General features: G+C 59.8%; 25 protein-coding genes and 1 pseudogene. 15 read left to right on the forward strand and 11 right to left on the reverse strand.

Annotated elements, in window-relative coordinates; genetic code table 11:
- Positions 1-34: 34 nt before the first annotated feature.
- Complete coding sequence (gene dinG / locus ACX3YF_RS00560; RefSeq protein WP_458973290.1) at positions 35-2,179, reverse strand: ATP-dependent DNA helicase DinG; 2,145 nt, start codon at positions 2,177-2,179, stop codon at positions 35-37.
- A 99-nt stretch (positions 2,180-2,278) separates the two neighbouring features.
- Between dinG and ACX3YF_RS00565 the strand changes: the two genes are divergently transcribed.
- Positions 2,279-2,743 carry a CopD family protein gene (locus tag ACX3YF_RS00565; protein WP_103403561.1) on the forward strand — a complete coding sequence of 155 codons (465 nt, stop codon included), beginning with the start codon at positions 2,279-2,281 and terminating at the stop codon, positions 2,741-2,743.
- A gap of 101 nt (positions 2,744-2,844) precedes the next feature.
- Here ACX3YF_RS00565 and ACX3YF_RS00570 read toward each other — a convergent pair whose 3' ends face one another.
- The 4 genes from ACX3YF_RS00570 to ACX3YF_RS00585 form a co-directional block, all read right to left on the reverse strand.
- Positions 2,845-3,603 carry a collagen-like triple helix repeat-containing protein gene (locus ACX3YF_RS00570; protein ID WP_130210967.1) on the reverse strand — a complete coding sequence of 253 codons (759 nt, stop codon included), beginning with the start codon at positions 3,601-3,603 and terminating at the stop codon, positions 2,845-2,847.
- The gene (locus tag ACX3YF_RS00575) at positions 3,596-3,874 is read right to left on the reverse strand and encodes a DUF1145 domain-containing protein (RefSeq protein ID WP_130210966.1); all 279 of its coding nucleotides are present in this window, start codon (positions 3,872-3,874) and stop codon (positions 3,596-3,598) included. Before ACX3YF_RS00575 ends, ACX3YF_RS00570 begins: the two co-directional genes overlap by 8 nt.
- A gap of 148 nt (positions 3,875-4,022) precedes the next feature.
- On the reverse strand, positions 4,023-4,742 hold the full coding sequence (locus tag ACX3YF_RS00580) for an OmpA family protein (RefSeq protein WP_130210965.1): 720 nt from the start codon (positions 4,740-4,742) through the stop codon (positions 4,023-4,025).
- Positions 4,743-4,832: 90 nt separating this feature from the next.
- Positions 4,833-5,528 carry an OmpA family protein gene (locus ACX3YF_RS00585; protein WP_130210964.1) on the reverse strand — a complete coding sequence of 232 codons (696 nt, stop codon included), beginning with the start codon at positions 5,526-5,528 and terminating at the stop codon, positions 4,833-4,835.
- A gap of 190 nt (positions 5,529-5,718) precedes the next feature.
- On the opposite strand from ACX3YF_RS00585, the gene ACX3YF_RS00590 reads away from it, so the two are divergent.
- Genes ACX3YF_RS00590 through ACX3YF_RS00605 form a run of 4 tightly spaced genes read left to right on the forward strand, consistent with a single transcriptional unit; the run spans position 5,719 to position 7,432 of the window.
- On the forward strand, positions 5,719-6,216 hold the full coding sequence (locus tag ACX3YF_RS00590; protein ID WP_130210963.1) for a DUF6231 family protein: 498 nt from the start codon (positions 5,719-5,721) through the stop codon (positions 6,214-6,216).
- Between the two features lie 4 nt (positions 6,217-6,220).
- Positions 6,221-6,697 carry a YchJ family protein gene (locus tag ACX3YF_RS00595; protein WP_130210962.1) on the forward strand — a complete coding sequence of 159 codons (477 nt, stop codon included), beginning with the start codon at positions 6,221-6,223 and terminating at the stop codon, positions 6,695-6,697.
- 43 nt (positions 6,698-6,740) lie between these two features.
- Positions 6,741-7,226: an LEA/WHy family protein gene (locus ACX3YF_RS00600; protein WP_130210961.1), complete on the forward strand. Its 486-nt coding sequence runs from the start codon at positions 6,741-6,743 to the stop codon at positions 7,224-7,226.
- A 5-nt stretch (positions 7,227-7,231) separates the two neighbouring features.
- Positions 7,232-7,432 (forward strand): SEC-C metal-binding domain-containing protein, encoded by a 201-nt coding sequence (locus tag ACX3YF_RS00605; protein ID WP_034146774.1) that lies wholly within the window; start codon positions 7,232-7,234, stop codon positions 7,430-7,432.
- Positions 7,433-7,534: 102 nt separating this feature from the next.
- Here ACX3YF_RS00605 and ACX3YF_RS00610 read toward each other — a convergent pair whose 3' ends face one another.
- Complete coding sequence (locus ACX3YF_RS00610) at positions 7,535-8,092, reverse strand: cysteine hydrolase family protein (RefSeq protein WP_130210959.1); 558 nt, start codon at positions 8,090-8,092, stop codon at positions 7,535-7,537.
- Positions 8,093-8,282: 190 nt separating this feature from the next.
- On the opposite strand from ACX3YF_RS00610, the gene ACX3YF_RS00615 reads away from it, so the two are divergent.
- The 6 genes from ACX3YF_RS00615 to ACX3YF_RS00640 all read left to right on the forward strand — a co-directional run bounded on the left by ACX3YF_RS00615 (position 8,283) and on the right by ACX3YF_RS00640 (position 15,269).
- Positions 8,283-10,733: a penicillin acylase family protein gene (locus tag ACX3YF_RS00615; protein WP_130210958.1), complete on the forward strand. Its 2,451-nt coding sequence runs from the start codon at positions 8,283-8,285 to the stop codon at positions 10,731-10,733.
- Between the two features lie 352 nt (positions 10,734-11,085).
- Positions 11,086-11,868, forward strand: coding sequence for a transporter substrate-binding domain-containing protein (locus ACX3YF_RS00620; protein ID WP_047526433.1), 783 nt, complete (start codon positions 11,086-11,088; stop codon positions 11,866-11,868).
- Between the two features lie 56 nt (positions 11,869-11,924).
- Positions 11,925-12,653: an ABC transporter permease gene (locus ACX3YF_RS00625; RefSeq protein ID WP_130210957.1), complete on the forward strand. Its 729-nt coding sequence runs from the start codon at positions 11,925-11,927 to the stop codon at positions 12,651-12,653.
- On the forward strand, positions 12,650-13,360 hold the full coding sequence (locus ACX3YF_RS00630; protein ID WP_047526431.1) for an ABC transporter permease: 711 nt from the start codon (positions 12,650-12,652) through the stop codon (positions 13,358-13,360). The genes ACX3YF_RS00625 and ACX3YF_RS00630 overlap by 4 nt, the downstream gene beginning before the upstream one ends.
- A 12-nt stretch (positions 13,361-13,372) precedes the next feature.
- Positions 13,373-14,491 (forward strand): succinylglutamate desuccinylase/aspartoacylase family protein, encoded by a 1,119-nt coding sequence (locus ACX3YF_RS00635; protein ID WP_130210956.1) that lies wholly within the window; start codon positions 13,373-13,375, stop codon positions 14,489-14,491.
- A gap of 13 nt (positions 14,492-14,504) precedes the next feature.
- Positions 14,505-15,269, forward strand: a complete 765-nt coding sequence (locus tag ACX3YF_RS00640) for an ABC transporter ATP-binding protein (RefSeq protein ID WP_047526429.1) — start codon at positions 14,505-14,507, stop codon at positions 15,267-15,269.
- Between the two features lie 52 nt (positions 15,270-15,321).
- On the opposite strand, the gene ACX3YF_RS00645 is transcribed toward ACX3YF_RS00640, so the two are convergent.
- Positions 15,322-15,702: a hypothetical protein gene (locus tag ACX3YF_RS00645; RefSeq protein WP_130210955.1), complete on the reverse strand. Its 381-nt coding sequence runs from the start codon at positions 15,700-15,702 to the stop codon at positions 15,322-15,324.
- Positions 15,699-15,920 carry a hypothetical protein gene (locus ACX3YF_RS00650; RefSeq protein WP_130210954.1) on the reverse strand — a complete coding sequence of 74 codons (222 nt, stop codon included), beginning with the start codon at positions 15,918-15,920 and terminating at the stop codon, positions 15,699-15,701. Before ACX3YF_RS00650 ends, ACX3YF_RS00645 begins: the two co-directional genes overlap by 4 nt.
- Between ACX3YF_RS00650 and ACX3YF_RS00655 the strand changes: the two are divergent.
- Positions 15,894-15,989 (forward strand): annotated as a pseudogene (locus ACX3YF_RS00655) (ligase-associated DNA damage response endonuclease PdeM); the annotation flags it as partial. The gene ACX3YF_RS00650 and the pseudogene ACX3YF_RS00655 sit on opposite strands and share 27 nt — an antisense overlap.
- A 50-nt stretch (positions 15,990-16,039) precedes the next feature.
- Here the strand turns inward: ACX3YF_RS00655 and ACX3YF_RS00660 are convergent.
- Both ACX3YF_RS00660 and dcd read right to left on the reverse strand, forming a co-directional pair.
- On the reverse strand, positions 16,040-16,249 hold the full coding sequence (locus ACX3YF_RS00660; RefSeq protein WP_047526427.1) for a hypothetical protein: 210 nt from the start codon (positions 16,247-16,249) through the stop codon (positions 16,040-16,042).
- A gap of 107 nt (positions 16,250-16,356) precedes the next feature.
- Positions 16,357-16,923, reverse strand: coding sequence for a dCTP deaminase (gene dcd, locus ACX3YF_RS00665; RefSeq protein ID WP_007904652.1), 567 nt, complete (start codon positions 16,921-16,923; stop codon positions 16,357-16,359).
- A 354-nt stretch (positions 16,924-17,277) separates the two neighbouring features.
- Between dcd and ACX3YF_RS00670 the strand changes: the two genes are divergently transcribed.
- The gene (locus tag ACX3YF_RS00670; RefSeq protein ID WP_002554837.1) at positions 17,278-17,487 is read left to right on the forward strand and encodes a cold-shock protein; all 210 of its coding nucleotides are present in this window, start codon (positions 17,278-17,280) and stop codon (positions 17,485-17,487) included.
- A gap of 108 nt (positions 17,488-17,595) precedes the next feature.
- Here the strand turns inward: ACX3YF_RS00670 and ACX3YF_RS00675 are convergent, their stop codons facing one another.
- A complete protein-coding gene (locus ACX3YF_RS00675) occupies positions 17,596-18,603 on the reverse strand; it encodes a DUF481 domain-containing protein (RefSeq protein WP_130211143.1) in 1,008 nt (335 codons plus the stop codon).
- A gap of 163 nt (positions 18,604-18,766) precedes the next feature.
- Between ACX3YF_RS00675 and ACX3YF_RS00680 the strand changes: the two genes are divergently transcribed.
- Entirely contained in the window at positions 18,767-19,120 is a 354-nt protein-coding gene (locus ACX3YF_RS00680) for an MGMT family protein (RefSeq protein WP_130211144.1), read from the forward strand.
- 44 nt (positions 19,121-19,164) lie between these two features.
- A complete protein-coding gene (locus ACX3YF_RS00685) occupies positions 19,165-20,724 on the forward strand; it encodes an AmpG family muropeptide MFS transporter (protein WP_448645915.1) in 1,560 nt (519 codons plus the stop codon).
- Positions 20,725-20,801 lie beyond the last annotated feature (77 nt).

The raw sequence follows: 20,801 nt of genomic DNA on the forward strand, positions 1-20,801 counted from the left end.
GACAACACGGCGGGCAGATTTGCCCACCGATGTATCAGGAAATTTCGCGACGGAATGGCGGCAACGCATTGAGGATTGCCTTGCCATAGCGCTGGGTGACCAGACGCCGGTCAAGCAAGGTGATGGTGCCGCGATCTTCTTCGGTGCGTAGCAGGCGACCGCAGGCCTGGACCAGTTTCAGCGAGGCGTCCGGTACGGAGATTTCCATGAACGGATTGCCGCCACGGGCTTCGATCCATTCGGCCAACGCCGCCTCGACCGGGTCATCCGGTACCGAGAACGGAATTTTGGCGATCACCACGTGCTCGCAATAAGCGCCGGGCAGGTCGACCCCCTCGGCAAAACTCGCCAGGCCGAACAACACGCTGGAGTCCCCGCCATCCACCCGCGCCTTGTGCTTGTTCAGGGTTTCCTGCTTCGACAGGTTGCCTTGAATGAACACTTGCTTGCGCCAGTCGCGGTCCAGGCCGTCGAACACGTCCTGCATCTGCTTGCGCGAGGAAAACAGCACCAGGGTGCCGCGGGAACCTTCGACCAGATCAGGCAGATCGCGAATGATCGCCGCGGTGTGCGCCGCCGCATCACGGGGGTCGGCATTGAGATTCGGCACCCGCAGCACGCCGGCATCGGCGTGATGAAACGGGCTGGGCACCACGGCGGTCACGGCTTTCTTCGGCAGGCCGGCGCGCATGCGGAAGCGGTCGAAGGTGCCGAGGGCGGTCAAGGTGGCCGAGGTCACCAGCGCACCGTAGGCCACGTTCCACAGGTTGCGTCGCAGCATTTCCGCCGCGAGGATCGGGCTGGCGTTGACTTCGATGTCGAACAGCGAGCCGCTTTCGGCCAGGGTCAGCCAGCGCGCCATCGGTGGGTTGTCTTCCGGGTCTTCGACGGTGAAGGCGGTCCATAACTCCCAGTTGCCCGAAGAACGGGACAACAGGCTGCCGAACAGTGGATACCACTCTTCAGCCTGGTTGCTGGCGATACCGATGTTGACCACGCCGTCCATGCCTTCCTTGAGCAGATCGGTCAGGCGGGTGAACAGGTCAGTCAGGCGGGCGAAGCCTTTTTTCAGCTCGATGCCCATTTCGCGCATGTGTTCGGGGATCACCCCGCCGACGAAACGGTGACGCGGTCGTTCACGCCCTTCAACGTCTTCGCCGGGTTTGAAATCGGCGACTTGCTCGCAGGCGGTGAACATGAACTGCTGCTGGGTCTTGATCTCCCGCGCCAGCTCCGGCACCTGTTCGATCAGTTTGCCCAGATCACCGGGCAACGGGTGTTGGGCCAGCAACTTGGTGAGATTCTTGGCGGTGGTTTCCAGCCAGTCGGCGGTCGAGCGCAGGCGCGTGTAGTGGGCGAAGTGGCCGATGGCCTTGTCAGGCAGGTGATGGCCTTCGTCGAACACGTAAATGGTGTCTCGCGGGTCCGGCAGCACGGCGCCACCGCCCAGGGCCAGGTCGGCCAGGACCATGTCGTGGTTGGTAACAATCACGTCGACCTTGCCCATGCCTTCGCGGGCCTTATAGAAGGCGCACTGGCCGAAGTTCGGGCAATGACGGTTGGTGCACTGGCTGTGATCGGTGGTCAGGCGCGCCCAGTCGGCGTCTTCCAGTGCGGTGGACCAGCTGTCGCGATCACCGTCCCATTTATTGCCGGCGAGTTTTTCGATCATGCTGGTAAACAGCTTCTGACTGGCCTCATCGACCTCGATCTTGAAGCCTTCTTCTTCGAACAACTGCGCCGTGGCGGTTTGCGCGTGGCCTTCCTGGAGCAACATGTCGAGCTTGGACAGGCACATGTAGCGCCCGCGCCCCTTGGCCAGCGCAAAACTGAAATTCAGCCCGCTGTTGCGCATCAGGTCAGGCAAGTCCTTGTAGACGATCTGCTCTTGCAGGGCGACGGTGGCCGTGGCGATCACCAGGCGCTTGCCGGCCGCTTTCGCCGTCGGGATGGCGGCCAGGCTGTAAGCGACGGTCTTGCCGGTACCGGTGCCGGCTTCCACCGCGACAATCGCGGGCTCGCCGCTGCGCCGGCCTTCGTCGTCGGTGTCGATATCCCCGAGGACCTTGGCCACTTCGGCAATCATCAGGCGTTGGCCGTAGCGCGGCTTGAGGCTCTTGGCTTCGAGAAAACGCGAGTAGGCGCCCTGGATCGTGGTTTTGAGTTCAGTGCTGATCATGGATTGTCGGGCGCAAAAAACGCTGGATAAATTTTCAGTGGTACGGATCGGCCGCTATCATACCCCGCTAATTAATCCCGCGCAGAACGGAGTACCCCAATGACCGCTTTTAGCCTTGTTTATAGCCTGCATGTCCTCGCCGCACTGGTGTGGGTCGGCGGCATGTTTTTCGCCTGGATGGTCTTGCGCCCTGCGGCTGTGAAGGCACTGGAGGGTCCTGCCCGACTGAAATTGTGGGTAGAAGTGTTTCAAGGTTTTTTCCGCTGGGTCTGGGTCGCGGTCGTGCTGTTGCCCGTCAGCGGTGTGGGCATGCTGCATATGCACTTCAACGGATTTGAAACCGCTCCGCGCTATGTGCAGGTGATGATGGGCTTGTATGTGGTGATGACGGCGCTGTTCATCCGGATTCAGGCACTGATGCTGCCTGAGTTGCGCACGGCGGTCATTGCGCAGGATTGGCCGGCGGGGGCTGCGGTGCTCGGGAAGATTCGGCGCCTCGTGGGGATCAATCTGATTGTCGGGTTGGTACTGGTGGCGATTGCTGCGGCTCGGCCGATGTTCTAAAAGCATCGCGAGCGCGCTCGCCCACAGGTACGGAGCAATCCTGTGGGAGCGAGCCTGCTCGCGAAGACCATCGATCAGACGAGACACATCTCAAAAGTTGCTTATAACCGCTGAACCGTCACCGAGCCCGCCGCACCCGCAGGCCCCGGCTGGCCATCGGCGCCAGGTTTGCCGCTTTTGCCGCCATCGGCCTTGTAGATGAAGCAACCCTTGGCCTTACCGCCCGCTCCCGGCTTGCCGCCGGGGCCGGCCAAGCCACCGGCTCCGCCCGCTACCTGAACCTTGATTTGTTCTGCGGGATAATCGCGCGGCACTGCCAGCTTGACCAACGCACCCGGCGCCCCCGGCTGGCCATTACTGCCATCGCTGCCATCGGCACCGCGACCCGCCTGCCCCCAGGTGCAGCCCGGAGGCTGGCCGTTGGCCCCGTCGAGGCCGACATATCCCGGCGCTCCGGCACCACCACGAGCATCCACCAATAATTGCGGCGCCTTCAGTGCCTTGATCTGCACATTCAGATTACGCCCGGAGCGGGCCGCCTTCTGGTAAGTACCGGGCGCGCCGCGAGCGGTGATCTGGCTGCCCTCGGCCAACTCGGCACGACCGATTTTAAGCTCCAGCGCCTGTTCGCTGGACACGATAGCGATCCGCGCATCACGGCCCAGGTGCAATTCGCCGACGGTGACCTCGGTGACATTCGACGGGATGAGCAATGTGCCGTAATCAGCCACTTCCAGGCGATCCAGCTGCAAGGTACTGGCGGTATTGGGCAAGCGCATCAGCGAGTTGGTTTCAACACTCACCACCTGTGCGCAGGCCAGTGGGCTGATGAGTACGGCGAGCAGACAGAGTTTACGCATGAGAAGCCTTCGGTGCGGTCGGAGCGGGAATGGTTTGCAGGTGGAAAACGCCGAAAAAGAGAATGTTCAAGCGATCACGCCAGGGATGGGCGCGCCCCCTGAGGCTGCGGAAGCAGAAGACGATCTCCAGCAGGTGGAGCCCTGCCAGCAGGCAGCCGGCCAGGTTGACCAGCAGGTGCAGCGGATAGATGAACGGCGTGAGCAGATTGACCAGCACCACCGACCAGAACAGCAGGGTCAACAGCTTCCCCAGCCCCCAGAACACCTTCATACGCTCCCCCGAACAGAATTATTATTTGCACGCACAGTAACGGCTTCCACGCGGGATAAGCCAGAGGGCAACCAAAAATTCTTCATGAAGATCGCCGATTGGCTGTCGGGACGACCTGAAAAGTCACCCGACAGCTCTATTTCGAGGTTCAGCGATTGATGTGCAGCTCCACGCGACGGTTTTTGGAGCGGCCTTCATCTGTTTCGTTATCGGCCACAGGCTGGCTTTCGCCCTTGCCTTCGCTGGTGAGTTTGTTCGGTGCCACACCCTGGCTCAGCAGGTATTCAGCGACGCTGCTGGCCCGACGCTCGGACAATCCCTGGTTATAGGCATCCGACCCGACGCTGTCCGTGAAGCCGATCACCTTGATGCTGATCACATCGGCGTCCTGCAACTTGCCCATGATCGAGTCCAGTTGACTCTTCGCGGTGGGTGTCAGCTCTGACTGGTTAAAAGCGAACAGCACATCACCGGCATCACTCAGGGTAATGACCTCCGATTGCGCCGGTTCGGCAAGCTTCACACTGGCCGGGTACTGGGGCAGCGGGCAACCGCGATGATCGACAGGGGTGTTGGCCGGTGTGTCAGGGCAACGATCACGGCGGTCGAAAACGCCATCGCCGTCTTCGTCGCCATCCTGGGCATAGCAAATCAAACCACCGGTCAAAATACCGAGCGCCGCTCCACCGGCCGCCCATCCGCCACTTTCGACAGCGCCAAGGCCTCCGCCGACCAGTCCGCCAATGACGCTGCAGATCGGCCAGGTACGTTGATTGAGGGGAGCGGTGCCATCACTGTGAGTGGCGCAACCGGTCAACAGGCTGCCAAGCAGCAGAACCGGCAAGACGGTCCGTGTGAATTGGGTCATTTTGAGAAGCTCCTGTGTCACCGGCCAATGCCGGTTACACAGGAGTAAAGACCGGCATCCGCGACTGCACAAGCCGCGGATGCGAGGGACTTAGCGCTCGATTTTGATTTCCGTGCGACGGTTCTGTGCACGGCCGTCGGCGGTTTTGTTATCGGCAACCGGCTGGCTTTCACCGGCACCGGAAACAGACACGAAGTTGCTCCGCGGCACGCCTTGCTGGATGAGGTACTCAACCACCGAGTGGGCGCGTTTGTCCGACAGTTTCTGGTTGTAGGTATCGCTGCCCACGCTGTCGGTATGACCGGTAACCGTCATCCGTGCGGTTGGGGCTTCCGCTTTCAAGCGAGTGGCGATCTTATCGAGCACCTGCTTGTCAGACGCAGTGAGTGTCGCTTTGTCGAACTGGAAGTGAACATCGCGGATGACAATCGTTTCTTCCTTGACCACCACGACCTCTTCGACCACTGGTGCAGGTGCTGGTGGTGGGCAACCATCGGCATCGACCTTCACGCCATGAGGCGTGCCCGGGCACTTGTCGCGGCTATCCGGCACACCATCGCCGTCTTCGTCGCCATCCCCGTGAACCCAGCAATAGGCCGCTGCCGTGCCACCGACAATCAGCGCGCCATAACCAGCCCAGGACGAGCTCTCGGTTGCACCGAGACCCGCGCCCACGACACCACCGACGGCCGCACAGGTCGGCCAGTCGGTTTTCTGCAAACCTGCGCAACCAGTCAACACACTGGTTAGCAGAACCAGGGGTAATGCTGTCCGAACTATGCTCATCTAGTTTTCTCCTGAAGGATCGGCTTAGAACCGATTCACGGAGTAAAGACCGGAGTTTTAATCTCCGCCAGCAATAGGCCATTGCTGTTTTGTCCAGTGTTCGGCACGGATCGCCGGTTTTGCGTCAAAGCCGCTCTAGGCTCGGACTCACAGGCAAGCTAGTCTTGGCAGATCTGATTGAGGATCTTTGATGATTGCAGGTAACTCTTCGCGCACGCCGCAGCAAGCGCTGGCCGCTCTGCTGGATCTTTACGCCCCTTCGCGCCTGCTGCTGATCGGCGCCAGTGAATTCCCCGCGCTGGAGGCTTTCAAGCTCGCGCACCCGGACAGCTGCGTGGCGCACGCGGCACCCGGGCCGTTGCCTGCCGAGCTGGCGGGGCGCCGGTTCGATCTCGCGCTGGCGGTCGATTGCCTCGAGCACCTGCCCAAGCGCGACGGCCTGAATTTGCTCGGCGGTATCCGCAACCTCAATGCCAGTCGCATCGCGGTGCTGGCAGACCTGCCCGCCAGCGGCTGGCAAGAAACGGATTTTTTCTCCCTGGCGCTGCAGGCCAGCGAACGCTTCCAGCGTGACGATCAAGTGCTGACGCTGTTCACCTATGATCTGCTTGACTACAAACAAGTCCCCGACTGGCTCAACTCGCGGTTCTGGGCCAATCCGGAAAACTTCGGGAAATATTGGTGGTAACGCCATGAGTACATCCATTTGCCCTTGCGGCAGCGGCACCCTGCTCGATGCCTGCTGCGGTCATTACCATGCCGGCCACCCGGCCCCTTGCGCCGAAGCGCTGATGCGCTCGCGCTACAGTGCCTACGTGCTTGGCCTGATCGATTATCTGGTGGCCACCACCCTGCCCGCGCAACAAGCCGGCCTTGATCGGCAATCGATCAGCGACTGGAGCGCCCAAAGCACCTGGCTGGGTCTTGAGGTGGAAAGCTCGGAAGTCCTTGGCGGTCAGCCCGAACACGCTTTCGTGACCTTCACCGCACGTTGGCACGACGGCAGCGGCGAACACAGTCATCGTGAGCGTTCATCGTTCGTTCAGAACGCCGACCGCTGGTATTTCATCGATCCGACCGTGCCCCTCGACATCGGCCGTAACGACGCCTGCCCCTGCGCCAGCGGGCAGAAGTTCAAGAAGTGCTGCTCGGGTTATTTCGGCCGTTGATGTGAATCCAGGGAGCTAGACTGGGCATCAAAGGAGTCACACCATGCTCAGTCGACGACGCACACTTCAAACCCTCTTCCTGCTGCTGTTTATGGGGCTCGGCGGCTGTGCGTCGTGGTTCAGCGACGACGAACCGGACCCCGAGGTGCATCTGGTCAGGGTTGAAGTCGTGCGAGCCAAACTGTTGGAGCAGCGCTTTGTGCTGCATTTCCGGATCGATAACCCCAACAACAGCGACCTGACGGTGCGCGGCCTGGAATACCGCATTCATCTTGGCGACATCCTGCTGGCCGAGGGCGAGCATGAACACTGGATCACCGTCGGCCCCAAACGCAGCGGTTTTTACAAGGTGCCGATCCGGACCAACCTGTGGCCGAAAGTGAGGGATCTGGTCAAACAACTGAAAAGTCCCAGGCAACCCGTCCCCTATCGACTGGAAGGCGAAATGGAAACCGGTTTATTCATCGCCCACTACGTGCACCTGGCGCGTAATGGCGTGATAATCCCCGCCGATCTAATTCCGGAGTAACCCCGATGACCCAGCAACCCCATGTACATGGCCCAGACTGCAACCACGATCACGACCACCATGATCACGACCATGGCCATGTCCACGGTCCGAACTGCGGCCACGCCCACCAGGAACCGGTGCGCAACGCCCTGAAAGACGTCGGCCGCAATGACCCCTGCCCATGTGGCAATGGCAAGAAGTTCAAGAAGTGCCACGGCGCTTGATGGGTTAGACCCATTTCCCTTTAGGAGCCGGCTTGCTGGCGATCGAAACGACGCGTTTTGTCATACGCCCCGCTTCGCTGGCAAGCCAGCTCCCACAGGTTTTCAATCGGCCATCAAGATCTGCGCGGTACTGACGACCGTCGCGTACTCGCCATGCAAATTCCCCAGCGACATCCCGTGTACCTCTTCAGCTGAACGGGCATGCCCGAAAAAGTCGACCTTGTCGAAGGTAAAGCACGCGTCCTCCGCCACCCACGTATCGAACCCCATATTGCCTGCGCTACGCGCCGTGGACTCCACGGAGTTGTGGGTCGCCACGCCGACGATGATCAATTGTCCGATCCCCGACTCACGCAAACGCGCCTCCAGCCCCGTCGAACAAAACGCATCCGGCACCTGTTTTTGAATCAGCTGCTCGCCAGGCAATGGCTCAAAGCGCTCCTGAAATTCGACGCCCGCTTGTTGCGGCCAGAACACCGAGTCCTCCGAGCGGGACAGGTGTTGCACATGAATGATCGGCCGCCCGCTGCGACGCCAGTGGCCCAAGAGCTCCTGCATGCGGTCTTCGGCCTGAGGATTGTTGCGCCGGCCGAGTCTGGGGTGAAGGATGCCTTTTTGCTGATCGATGATGATCAGTGCCGCGTTTTTCTCAAGCTCCATGCTCGCTCTTCTCACGCCAGGTCAGTGGATTTCCTGCACTTCAACATCGGCCCCGGCCAGTGGCAAGCCATCGAATGCAAACGGGATCTCGGACAAAACCTGAAATAACCTGGCCGCCCGCTTGCGCGGCCACCTCCTGCTCACTAACGTAGCGCCTTTACTGACGTTACCGCCCCGCAGGAGCTTTGCCATGGCCTCGCCAGCCCTTACACATTTTCTACCCCGGTTCGGCGTAGCCGCAGCAGTTGCAGGTGTTTTGAGCCTGACCGGCTGTCAGAGCTTCAACGCACAGGACTCCGTCCCGCCGACTTCCGGCGTACAGCCGCTCAAAGGCCTGGCTCAGAACGTTTCGGTACGCCGCAATGCCATGGGCATGCCGTTGATCGAAAGCAGCAGCTTCCACGACGCCCTGTTCACCCTCGGCTACGTGCACGCCAGCGACCGCATCACGCAAATGGTCACCTTGCGTTTGCTGGCCCAGGGCCGTCTGGCCGAGATGCACGGTTCGGACCTGCTGGACGCCGACCGCTACATGCGCGCGGTCAATCTGAAGAAAAGCGCCGGCGAGCTCTATAAGGCATCGTCGCCACGCCTCAAGCGCTTCTTCGAAGTCTATGCCCGCGGGGTCAACGCTTACCTGTTCCGCTACCGCGACAAGCTGCCGGCGGACCTCGCCGCCAGCGGCTATAAGCCTGAATACTGGCAACCGGAAGACTCGGCGCTGATTTTCTGCCTGCTCAACTTCAGTCAGTCAGCCAACCTGCCCGAGGAAATCTCCACGCTGGTGCTGGCCCAAACGGTATCCACCGACAAACTGCCGTGGCTGACCCCTTCCGCCCCCGATGAACAATTGCCAGTGGCCGAAAGCGAAAAGCTGCAAGGCATCAGACTCAACGGGCAAGTACCGGGGCTGGCTGAAATCAGCAAAGCCACGAGTCAGCTCGCCGAGCTGAATCTGCTCGGCGCCACTTCATCGAACAACTGGGCCATCGCCCCGCAACGCAGCCGCAGTGGCAAGAGCCTGCTGGCCAGCGACAGCCATGGGCCGATGGGCGTGCCGTCGTTGTTCAGCTACGTACAGATTCGCGCACCGAAATATCAGGCGTCCGGCGTGACCATTGCCGGATTGCCAATGGTGCTCGGCGGGTTCAACGGCAAAGTCGCGTGGAGCACCACCAGCGTCATGGGCGACAACCAGGACCTGTTCCTGGAAAAAATCAAACGCCAGGGCAACGGCCTGGCCTACGAAAACGGCGGCAAATGGCAGCCGGCGGTGGTGCGCAACGAAACCTACTTTGTCAAAGGCCAGCGGCCGATTCGCGAAGCGGTGTACGAAACCCGCCACGGCCCGCTGCTCAACAGCGCCCAGGGTCTTGCCCAGGGCAGCGGCTTCGGCCTGGCCTTGCAGACGCCGAGCTTCACCGATGACAAAACCCTGGACGCGTTTTTTGACCTGTCCCGCGCACAGAATGTCGAGAAGGCGTCGGACGCCAGCCGCGAAATCCGCGCCATTGCGCTGAACCTGGTGTTTGCCGATGCCAGCAACATTGGCTGGCAAGTCACCGGTCGCTACCCGAACCGTCGCGAAGGCGAAGGCCTGTTGCCCTCACCAGGCTGGGAAGGTCGCTACGACTGGGACGGCTACGCCGACCCGATGCTGCACCCCTACGATCAGGACCCGGCCCAGGGCTGGCTCGGCACCGCGAATCAGCGGGTCATCCCCCATGGCTATGGCATGCAGCTGTCCAATTCCTGGTCGGCGCCGGAACGTGGCGAGCGCCTGGCTGAACTGGCCGGGGTGGGCAAGCATGACACCCGTAGCCTGATCGCGATGCAGTACGACCAGACCACCACCTTCGCCGCCAAATTAAAGAAAATGTTCGCAGCGCCCGGCATGTCCCAACCGCTCAAACAAGCCATCGCGGCGTTGCCCGCAGCGGATGGAGCCAAGGCACGCGAAGCGTTCACCCGCCTGATGGCGTTCGATGGCAAACTCAGCCCGACCTCCGCCGATGCGGCGATCTACGAGCTGTTCCTGCAGGAAAGCGCCAAGCAGATTTTCCTTGATGAACTGGGGCCAGAAAGCAGCCCGGCGTGGAAAGCCTTTGTCGCCGACGGCAAGTTGTCCTATGCCGCGCAGGCCGATCACCTGCTGGGCCGCGAAGACAGTCCATTCTGGGATGACGTGCGCACCGCGCAGAAAGAAGACAAACCGGCGATCCTGGCACGCAGCCTGGCCGCGGCGATCAGCGCCGGGGACAGTCAGCTGGGCGGTGACCACAAAGGCTGGCAGTGGGGCAAATTGCATCGCTACGAATGGAAAAATGCCACTGGCCAGACCGTTCGCGGTCCGTTGCCGGCCGGCGGCGATCACACCACGCTCAATACGGCTGCATTCGCCTGGGGCCAGGATTTCAACACCACGCTGGTGCCTGCCATGCGCTTTATCGTCGACTTCGGCCAAGCCGAACCGCTGATGGGCCAGAATGCCACGGGCCAGTCCGGCAACCCGGCCAGCCCGAATTACCTGAACAGCATCGAGCCGTGGCTGAAAGGTCAGTATCAGAGCTTGCCGATGCAGCCGCAAAACTTTGACAAGGTGTACGGGACCAAACGATTGACCCTGACACCTGGCAAGTAAACCCATTCCCTGAGGCGAGGGAGCTTGCTCCCGCCGGGCTGCGAAACGGCCCTTGGATCTGTCCACGCGGCACATCCGTCAAACGTCACTGTCGCGTTTACGACTGCTGCGCAGTCGAGCGACAGCAAGCGCCCTCGCCACAGGGTTTCGCCACATCTCGATCTAAAAAGGTGCAGGCTTCCCACGTCGCCCAATTTCGTGCACTAATCCCTTCCGGCAATTTCCTGAACACCTTTTAAAACGCTTGTTCGGCACTCTGGTTCGGAAATTGCTACTTTCATTAGGTCTTACGCTCACCAGTAACAATAATTCTGCGCCACAAGCGCTCATATTGGTTCTTAGGGATTGAATAATGAAAAAAGCATTGCTGACCCTTTCTGCACTGGCATTGTGCGTTGCCGCTGGCTCCGCGCTGGCAAAGGAATACAAGGAATTGCGTTTTGGCGTTGACCCTTCCTACGCACCGTTCGAGTCGAAAGCGGCCGACGGCAGCCTGGTCGGTTTCGACATCGATCTGGGGAATGCAATCTGCGCCGAACTGAAGGTCAAGTGCAAATGGGTCGAAAGCGATTTCGACGGCATGATTCCTGGCCTGAAGGCCAATAAATTCGACGGCGTGATCTCTTCGATGACCGTCACTCCGGCCCGCGAAAAAGTCATCGACTTCTCCAGCGAACTGTTCTCCGGCCCAACCGCTTACGTGTCCAAGAAAGGTTCTGGCATCACGGCAGACGTCGCGTCGCTCAAAGGCAAAACCGTCGGCTACGAGCAAGGCACCATTCAGGAAGCCTATGCCAAAGCCGTTCTGGACAAGGCTGGCGTTAAAACCCAGGCCTATCAGAACCAGGACCAGGTGTACTCCGACCTGACTTCCGGTCGTCTCGACGCCGGGATCCAGGACATGCTGCAAGCCGAACTGGGCTTCCTGAAGTCGCCAAACGGCGCCGATTACGAAATCAGCAAGCCGGTCGACAGCGAACTGCTGCCAGCCAAGACAGCGGTCGGTATTAAGAAAGGTAACACCGAGCTGAAAGCCCTTTTGGATAAAGGTATCAAAGCGTTACACGATGATGGCACCTACGCCACCATTCAGAAGAAACACTTTGGCGATCTGAATCTGTACAGCGGCAAATAATGCCCGGCGCCCATCTCGCGATGGGCGCTTTTTTCTTCCGATCAGGTTGCTGATTTATGTTTGAAAACTTCCTACAAAATCTGGGGCTCTCAGCCTTCAGCCTCAAGGGCTTCGGTCCGTTGCTGATGGAAGGCACCTGGATGACCATCAAATTATCGGCGATGTCGCTGCTGGTGGCCGTATTGCTCGGCCTGCTCGGCGCCAGTGCCAAACTGTCAAAAGTCAAACTGCTGCGCTTGCCTGCCCAGTGCTACACCACGCTGATTCGCGGGGTGCCGGATCTGGTGCTGATGCTCCTGATTTTCTACAGCCTGCAAACCTGGCTGACATCGTTCACCGACTACATGGAATGGGAATACATCGAGATCAACCCGTTCAGCGCCGGTGTTTTGACCCTGGGCTTCATTTACGGCGCGTACTTCACCGAAACGTTCCGCGGCGCGATCCTCGCCGTGCCTCGCGGCCAGGTTGAAGCCGCCACTGCCTACGGTCTCAAACGCGGCCAGCGTTTCCGCATCGTGGTGTTCCCGCAGATGATGCGCTACGCCCTGCCGGGTATCGGCAACAACTGGATGGTCATGCTCAAGGCCACCGCGCTGGTATCGATCATTGGCCTGGCCGACCTGGTCAAGGCCGCGCAGGATGCCGGTAAAAGCAGCTACCAACTGTTCTACTTCCTGGTGCTCGCCGCCTTGATCTACCTGGCGATCACCAGTGCCTCCAACTTCATTCTGCGCTGGCTGGAACGCCGCTACGCTGCCGGTACACGGGAGGCCGTGCGATGATCGAACTCCTGCAGGAATACTGGAAAGCCTTTCTCTACACCGACGGCCAGAACATCACCGGCCTGGCCATGACCCTGTGGCTGCTCAGCGCGTCGATCTTCTTCGGTTTCATCGTATCGATTCCGCTGTCCATCGCCCGGGTCTCGCCGCACTCCTACATTCGCTGGCCGGTGCAGTTCTATACCTACCTGTTTCGCGGCACGCCACTCTATATCCAGCTGCTGATCTGCTACACCGGGATCTACAGCCTGGCCGCCGTGCGTGCGCAACCGCTGCTCGACAGTTTTTTCCGCGACGCAATGAACTGCACCATCCTGGCCTTCGCCCTGAATACTTGCGCCTATACCACGGAGATTTTCGCCGGGGCGATTCGCAGCATGAACCACGGTGAAGTCGAAGCGGCCAAGGCTTACGGCCTGACAGGCTGGAAGCTGTATGCCTACGTGATCATGCCTTCGGCCCTGCGTCGCTCGTTGCCGTATTACAGCAACGAAGTGATTCTGATGCTGCACTCGACCACCGTGGCGTTCACCGCGACCATCCCGGACATCCTGAAGGTCGCTCGGGACGCCAACTCGGCGACCTTCCTGACCTTCCAGTCGTTCGGCATCGCCGCACTGATCTACCTGACCGTCACCTTTGCGCTGGTCGGCCTGTTCCGCCTCGCCGAACGCCGATGGCTGGCCTTCCTCGGGCCGACCCACTAGGACTTCTCGCACATGCGCCACCAGATACATGACTTGCTGTCCCCGCTGCCGGGGACCGCGCGACAGATCCACAGTTTTCACTTCGGGCCGCAACCGGCCAACGGCAAGATCTACATCCAGTCATCCCTTCACGCCGATGAAATGCCCGGCATGCTGGTGGCCTGGCACCTCAAGCAACGCCTGGCGGAGCTGGAAGCCGCCGGCCGCCTGCGCAGCGAAATCGTCCTGGTTCCGGTGGCCAATCCGGTCGGCCTGGAGCAAGTGCTGATGGATGTACCGCTGGGCCGCTACGAGCTGGAAAGCGGTCAGAATTTCAACCGCTGGTTCGTCGATCTGAGCGAAGAGGTCGGCAACGAGATCGAGGGCCGACTCGGCGATGACCCGCAGCACAACCTCGAACTGATTCGTGACAGTTTGCGTCATGCACTTGCCCGGCAGACCGCCAGCACCCAGTTGCAATCCCAGCGCCTGACCCTGCAGCGGCTGGCCTGCGATGCCGACATGGTGCTGGACCTGCATTGCGATTTCGAAGCCGTCGCGCACCTGTACACCACACCGGATGCATGGCCCCAGGTCGAGCCTCTGGCCCGCTACATCGGTGCCGAGGCCAGCCTGTTGGCCACTGACTCCGGCGGGCAGTCGTTCGACGAATGCTTCACCTTGCTCTGGTGGCAGTTGAAAGAGCGCTTCGGCGAACATTTCGACATTCCGGCGGGCAGCTTTTCGGTTACCGTCGAACTGCGCGGCCAGGGTGACGTCAACCACCCGCTGGCCAGCCTGGACAGTCAGGCGCTGATTGATTACCTGATTCATTTCGGCGCGATCGCCGGTGAACCGGCGCCCATGCCCGAGCTGCCCTACCCGGCCACACCGCTGGCTGCTGTCGAACCCGTGGCCACGCCCGTCGGCGGCTTGCTGGTGTTCACTGCGCTGCCAGGGGAATACCTGGAAGCCGGGCAATTGATCGCCGAAATCATTGACCCGATCGCGGATCGAGTCACCCCTGTTCATTGCACCGCCGCCGGGTTGATGTACGCCCGCTCGCTGCGCCGCATGGCCACTGCCGGCATGGTGATCGCCCATGTCGCGGGCACCGAAGCCTATCGCAGCGGCTACCTACTTTCGCCTTGAGGATGCCTGTTCCATGTACAAACTGACCATCGAAGGCCTGCATAAAAGCTACGGCGATCATCAGGTGCTCAAAGGCGTTTCGCTCAAGGCCAACACCGGCGACGTCATCAGCCTGATCGGCGCCAGCGGCTCGGGTAAAAGTACCTTTCTGCGCTGCATCAACTTTCTCGAACAACCCAACGACGGCGCCATGAGCCTCGACGGCCAGGCGATCCGCATGATCAAGGATCGACACGGCATGCATGTCGCCGATCCCGATGAGCTGCAACGGATCCGTACCCGACTGGCCATGGTGTTCCAGCACTTCAACCTGTGGAGCCACATGACCGTGCTGGAGAACATCACCATGGCCCCGCGCCGGGTGCTGGGGTGCAGCAAGCAGGAAGCCGAAGACCGTGCACGACGCTATCTGGACAAGGTTGGCCTGGCAGCGCGGGTGGCGGACCAGTATCCGGCATTCCTGTCCGGCGGCCAGCAACAGCGGGTGGCCATTGCCAGGGCGCTGGCCATGGAGCCGGAGGTCATGCTGTTCGATGAGCCGACTTCGGCGCTCGACCCGGAGCTGGTGGGTGAGGTGCTACGCGTGATCCAGGGCCTGGCCGAAGAAGGCCGGACCATGATCATGGTGACCCACGAAATGAGCTTCGCCCGCAAGGTCTCGAGCCAGGTGCTGTTCCTGCATCAGGGCCTGGTGGAAGAGGAAGGCGCGCCGGAAGACGTGCTGGGCAATCCGAAGAGTGAGCGATTGAAACAATTCCTCAGCGGTAACCTGAAATAAACGCCGCACGAAAAAAAGGGGAGCCGCATTCCCGGCTCCCCTCACTCAAACATCAAGCACTCGCATCGTGCTCAAGCCTGAAACTTCCATTGGTCACTTCCAGACCGTCCGCATCTAACCCACTGAAGCTTCCGGCAAACTGCGCATCGCCACCCACGGTCAAATCAAGCGCGCCTCGATACAACTCGGCTTCGGAGTTGCCCGTCACATGGATAACCATGGGGGACCGCTCACTAAGCCCCAGACTGAAACTGCCACTCTGGATTCCTACCGGCAGATAGACATAAAACGCTGTCCCCTTCCCGTTATCAGCCTCGATACAGTGGATGCCTGGCCGATCATGGAAGTAGAGTCCGTGCGTCACGCGAAACGGTTGGGGATCGCCGGCCGTGTTCACATCGGCACTTAAATGCCCCGATCGATTTGTATTCATCTGAATGTCCTTTTCATAGGCGAAATAACTGCCCGACGCTGACCTTTTCCAAAAAGTCGCAGAACGAGCAACGCCGGAATAAAAACACGGCCGGATCGGAAATAGGTTTCGACGGCGATTACAGTTATTGCCGGATATGAGTCGATCAACACCGGAGCGAACTTCACACGCGCCGACGCACAAGCGGCACCGCTTTCGATGCGTTTGCTGGTGGCCATGAAGTCCGCCGGGACGACAACTGCAGGATCTTTGTCATCGGCGACAACGAAATATGGCCAGTCAGCTGAAGTCTTCACAGACCTCAGCTGACTGACCATTCATTTTTCTGCGCAGGCAATCAGGCCACAGGGGCGGGGGGCGGCTCATCCGGCAGGGTGGGCTCACCGGGCTCGGTGGGCTGTTCGTTGGGGGTATCGGGATCAGGTTGGCCGGGGATGCCTCCTGCCATGCTGATCGGCGGGTGTGCCAACAAGGACCAGGCCAAGACGCCAACCTGATTGGGCTCAAGACTTGCCAGTTCGGCACTTATTCGCGGGTCGATCTTCATAAAGCACTCCTGAGCGATGGTCCGGTCCGCGTTGCGCGAATCAGAGCAGTACACTCCATAGAGTGTACGCTCGCCCAGGAATTCCCACGGTTCGTCAGACGGCTGACTCAGGTCCGCGGCAGGGTCACGCCACGCTGGCCCTGATACTTGCCGCCACGGTCCTTGTAAGACACTTCACACTCTTCGTCAGACTCAAGGAACAGCATCTGTGCCACGCCTTCATTGGCGTAGATTTTCGCCGGCAGGTTGGTGGTGTTGGAAAATTCCAGGGTCACGTGACCTTCCCACTCAGGCTCGAGCGGCGTGACGTTGACGATGATGCCGCAACGCGCGTAGGTACTTTTACCCAGGCAAATGGTCAGCACATTACGTGGAATGCGGAAGTATTCGACGGTGCTGGCCAGGGCGAAGGAGTTCGGCGGAATGATGCATACGTCGCTGTGGATGTCGACGAAGCTGCCAGCATCGAAGTTTTTCGGGTCGACGATAGCCGAATTGATGTTGGTGAACACCTTGAAATGATTGGTGCAACGCACATCGTAGCCGTAGCTGGACACGCCATAGGAGATCACACGGCTATCATCGCTGCCGCGCACCTGACGCTCCACGAAGGGCTCGATCATGCCGTGCTCTTGCGCCATGCGGCGAATCCACTTGTCCGATTTGATGCTCATGGCGGGTGTCCTGAATAGCGAGGTGGAAAAAATCTGTCCGGCATCTTACCGGGGCACGCCCTCGGGTTCAAAGACCGGGGCACAATTCTCGACGATCATGCGAAATCCCTGGCCCCTTGAAACAATAGGATGCACCGTCGATCACGAAAACCGAGAAACCTTCGCAAGAAACATTGGCACGTTCCGGAAAAAGGGTTAAGGTGGCGTCACTGTGCTGCTTGTGTCACTGAGAATCTCTACACGATATGTTGAATTTCGATCCAACCATCTACAAGAATTTTTCCTGCTCTTTGCACTCAGTCTCGGCCAGGGTTCTTCCTGAGTCGCAGTTATCTTTGTTCAAGGAGTTACACCATGTCTAATCGCCAAACCGGTACCGTTAAGTGGTTCAACGATGAAAAAGGCTTCGGCTTCATCACTCCACAATCCGGTGACGACCTGTTCGTTCACTTCAAAGCTATCCAATCCGACGGCTTCAAAAGCCTGAAAGAAGGCCAACAGGTTTCTTTCATCGCTACCCGCGGTCAGAAAGGCATGCAAGCTGAAGAAGTTCAAGTTATCTAACTTGTACTTGCTTTAGTAAAAGGCCCCGCCCTCAACAGCGGGGCTTTTTTGTGCCTGCGTGTTTTTCCAGGCATAGAAAAACGCAGCCGAAGCTGCGTTTTTCAGCACTTACCAAGTCACGCCAAACCCTGCCGTGTAACGGGTCTTGCTCAAGTCAGCCTCATCGGAACCACTGACAATATCCCTCTCGGCCTTCAGGTTCAGCGACGCCCAGTCGGTCACTTTATAGCGCAGCCCCATCTCGGCATCGAGCGCGTAGTCGGCCACGCCCGACAACGGCTTGGCCACCTCACCATTGGTGAAGAACTCCACCTTCTTGGCAATCAGGTAACGGTTGTAATCCCACTTCATGGCCAGGGAATAGAAATTCTCCTTGCTGCCATCGTTGAACTCGTAATCAGTGCGATTGACCAGCGACCCCAGGGAAAATGCACCCAACTCGTCATCCCAGAACTGATAGCCAGGACCGGTACCCACTGTACGCTGACGAGACAGGTCTTCTACCTTGTCGCGCTTGTATACCAGACGACCTTCCCAGAACCATTTGTCGGTGATGAAGCGGTCGAGGGAGTATTCGGCCCGCCAGTTGTCCGTCGTGACAACGTCATCCTGGAACTCGCGGTTGTATTCGCCTTCAGCGATGTGCCGCCAACGGCCATGGCGCGCAGTGGTCTTGAAGTCGATGTCGTAATCATCGGTGTCTTTGTCCGCACGCTGGTAATCCAGGGCCGCGTCGATATTGCCCTTCCATACCAAGTCTTCGACCACCGGCTTGGGCTTGAGGATCTGCTGGACACTGGCCAGCTCGACCGTCTTGGGAGCCTCGCCATTGGCCAAAATGACCTTGCCATCGTCCGCAGCATGCAACGACTTGGCCTTCTCGCCGGTGTAGGCGTCCTGCTTGACCAACAGTTCCTGATCACTTTCCAGGGTTTTGACCTGCTTCCAGTCAATGGGGACCGCGCCGGCGTACTCGGTCTGGATCAACAGCTTGCCACCATCGAACAGAATGATCTTGCCACTCAGCTTGTCACCGTTCTTCAACCACACGGTATCCGCGAGCAAGGGGGTAGAAGCACTGGCGATGGCGAGACACAACACGGTTCTGGAGAACATAAGCAAATACAGGCTCAGGTACGCGAAAAGAATTGGCCTTATTCGCAGGAATAAGGCCCTGGCTAGGACTGACCCCGACCGTATCTATTGAGTTCATTTCTCAATGGACGATCAAGGATTTACTCTACAGACGGTACTGCGAACTTTTTCAGGAACCCCGGACGTGATCGAACCAACCACTGACACCGAGAGTGCGGCACAAATCCGACGCACGGCGCTCTACCTGACACTCGCACAAGTGCCGGAGGGCAAAGTGGTGAGTTATGGCCAATTGGCCGAACTGGCCGGACTGGGGCGCGCCGCCCGCTGGGTCGGGCGGACACTGAGCCAGTTGCCCGGCGACAGCAAATTGCCCTGGCACCGCGTACTCGCCGCCGGCGGGCGCATCAGCCTGCCCGCGGGCAGTCCATCCGGGGACGAACAACGCGCCCGATTGCGCATGGAGGGCATCAGTATCCTGAACAATCGTGTTGATATTCAGCGCCATGGCTGGCGCCCGGTAGAGCACAGCGGTTAGAGTGCGCGCTTTGTTTCCGTATTTCTTGAGGCAGACTCCAGCCCATGCCCCGTAAAACCTGGCGCGCCGCGCTCGCCGCATATGCCAGCCCCTCGACGCTTGTACTGTTACTGCTGGGTTTCGCCGCCGGCCTGCCGTACATGCTGGTATTCTCGACTCTTTCGGTCTGGCTGCGCGAAGCCGGTGTGGCTCGCGAAACCATCGGCTATGCAAGCCTGATCGGTCTGGCCTATGCCTTCAAATGGGTCTGGTCGCCATTGCTCGACCAATGGCGCCTGCCCCTGCTGGGCAAGCTCGGTCGACGACGCTCCTGGCTTGTTTTGTCGCAATCGCTGGTGATCCTCGGCCTGATCGGGATGGGCTTTTGCGACCCGCAAAAACACCTTTCATGGCTGATCGCCATCGCGGTCATTGTCGCATTCGCCTCGGCAACGCAAGACATCGCCGTGGACGCCTACCGCCTGGAGATTGCCGAAGACAGTCGCCAGGCCGCCCTCGCCGCCAGTTACATGTCCGGCTATCGGATTGCCGCTTTGCTGGCGACGGCAGGCGCCCTGTTCTTCGCCGAAGGCTTCGGCTCCACGGGTTTCAACTATCAGCACTCCGCCTGGACCGGCACCTACGTGCTGTTCGGCGCCCTGATGATCCCGGCGCTGCTGACCTCCCTCTTCATGCGCGAACCACCGGTCCCGCTGCGCACCCAACTGCAGGCCGGGCGTTATAGCTTCGCGCATCAACTGGCTTCAGTGTTCGTACTGATCGTACTGCTAGTGTCCTTCCCGGCCATGTTCACCCAGCTCTACAACACCGACTTTGCCAGCGTGCTGTTCCATGGTGTGAGCCTGCTCGATCTGCTGCTCGAGGACCGCGCGTTCCTTCGGGCAATTCTCTACACCACGCTGACTGCGCTGTGCCTGTCGACCATGGGTCGCCGTGGCCTGGCGCCAGTGCTGACGCCGGTCAACGACTTCATTCTGCGTTACCGCTGGCAAGCCCTGCTGCTGCTTGGGCTGATCGCCACCTATCGGATGTCCGATACGGTCATGGGCGTGATGGCCAACGTCTTTTACATCGACCAGGGCTTCACCAAGGATCAGATTGCCAGCGTCAGCAAAATCTTCGGCCTGATCATGACGCTGGTGGGCGCCGGCATGGGCGGCCTGCTGATCGTGCGTTTCGGCATCCTGCCGATCCTGTTCATCGGCGGCGCCGCATCGGCGGCGACCAACCTGCTGTTCCTGATGCTGGCGGACATGGGCCCCAACCTGAACATGCTGATCGTGACCATTTCACTGGATAACTTCAGCTCGGGCCTGGCGACTTCCGCCTTCGTCGCCTATCTGTCGAGCCTGACCAACCTGAAATTCTCCGCGACCCAATACGCCCTGCTCAGCTCGATCATGCTCCTGCTGCCACGCCTGATCGGCGGCTACTCAGGCGTCATGGTGGAAAAGTTCGGCTATCACAACTTCTTCCTAATCACCGCCCTGCTGGGCGTTCCGACCCTGGTATTGATCGCCCTGCACTGGTTCCAGGAAAGCCGCCGCGCAGGACCGACACCGACGCCGGAACCGGTTCCGACCCAGGTCGCGGAGGAATCGTAAGAAACACCTGAAGGAAACCTTGCAGAGGGCGCAGAGATTCCCGCCCTCCTGCCACACCGCCGGCCGCACTTCTGTAC

Source organism: Pseudomonas fluorescens group sp. PF-69 (assembly GCF_054481235.1).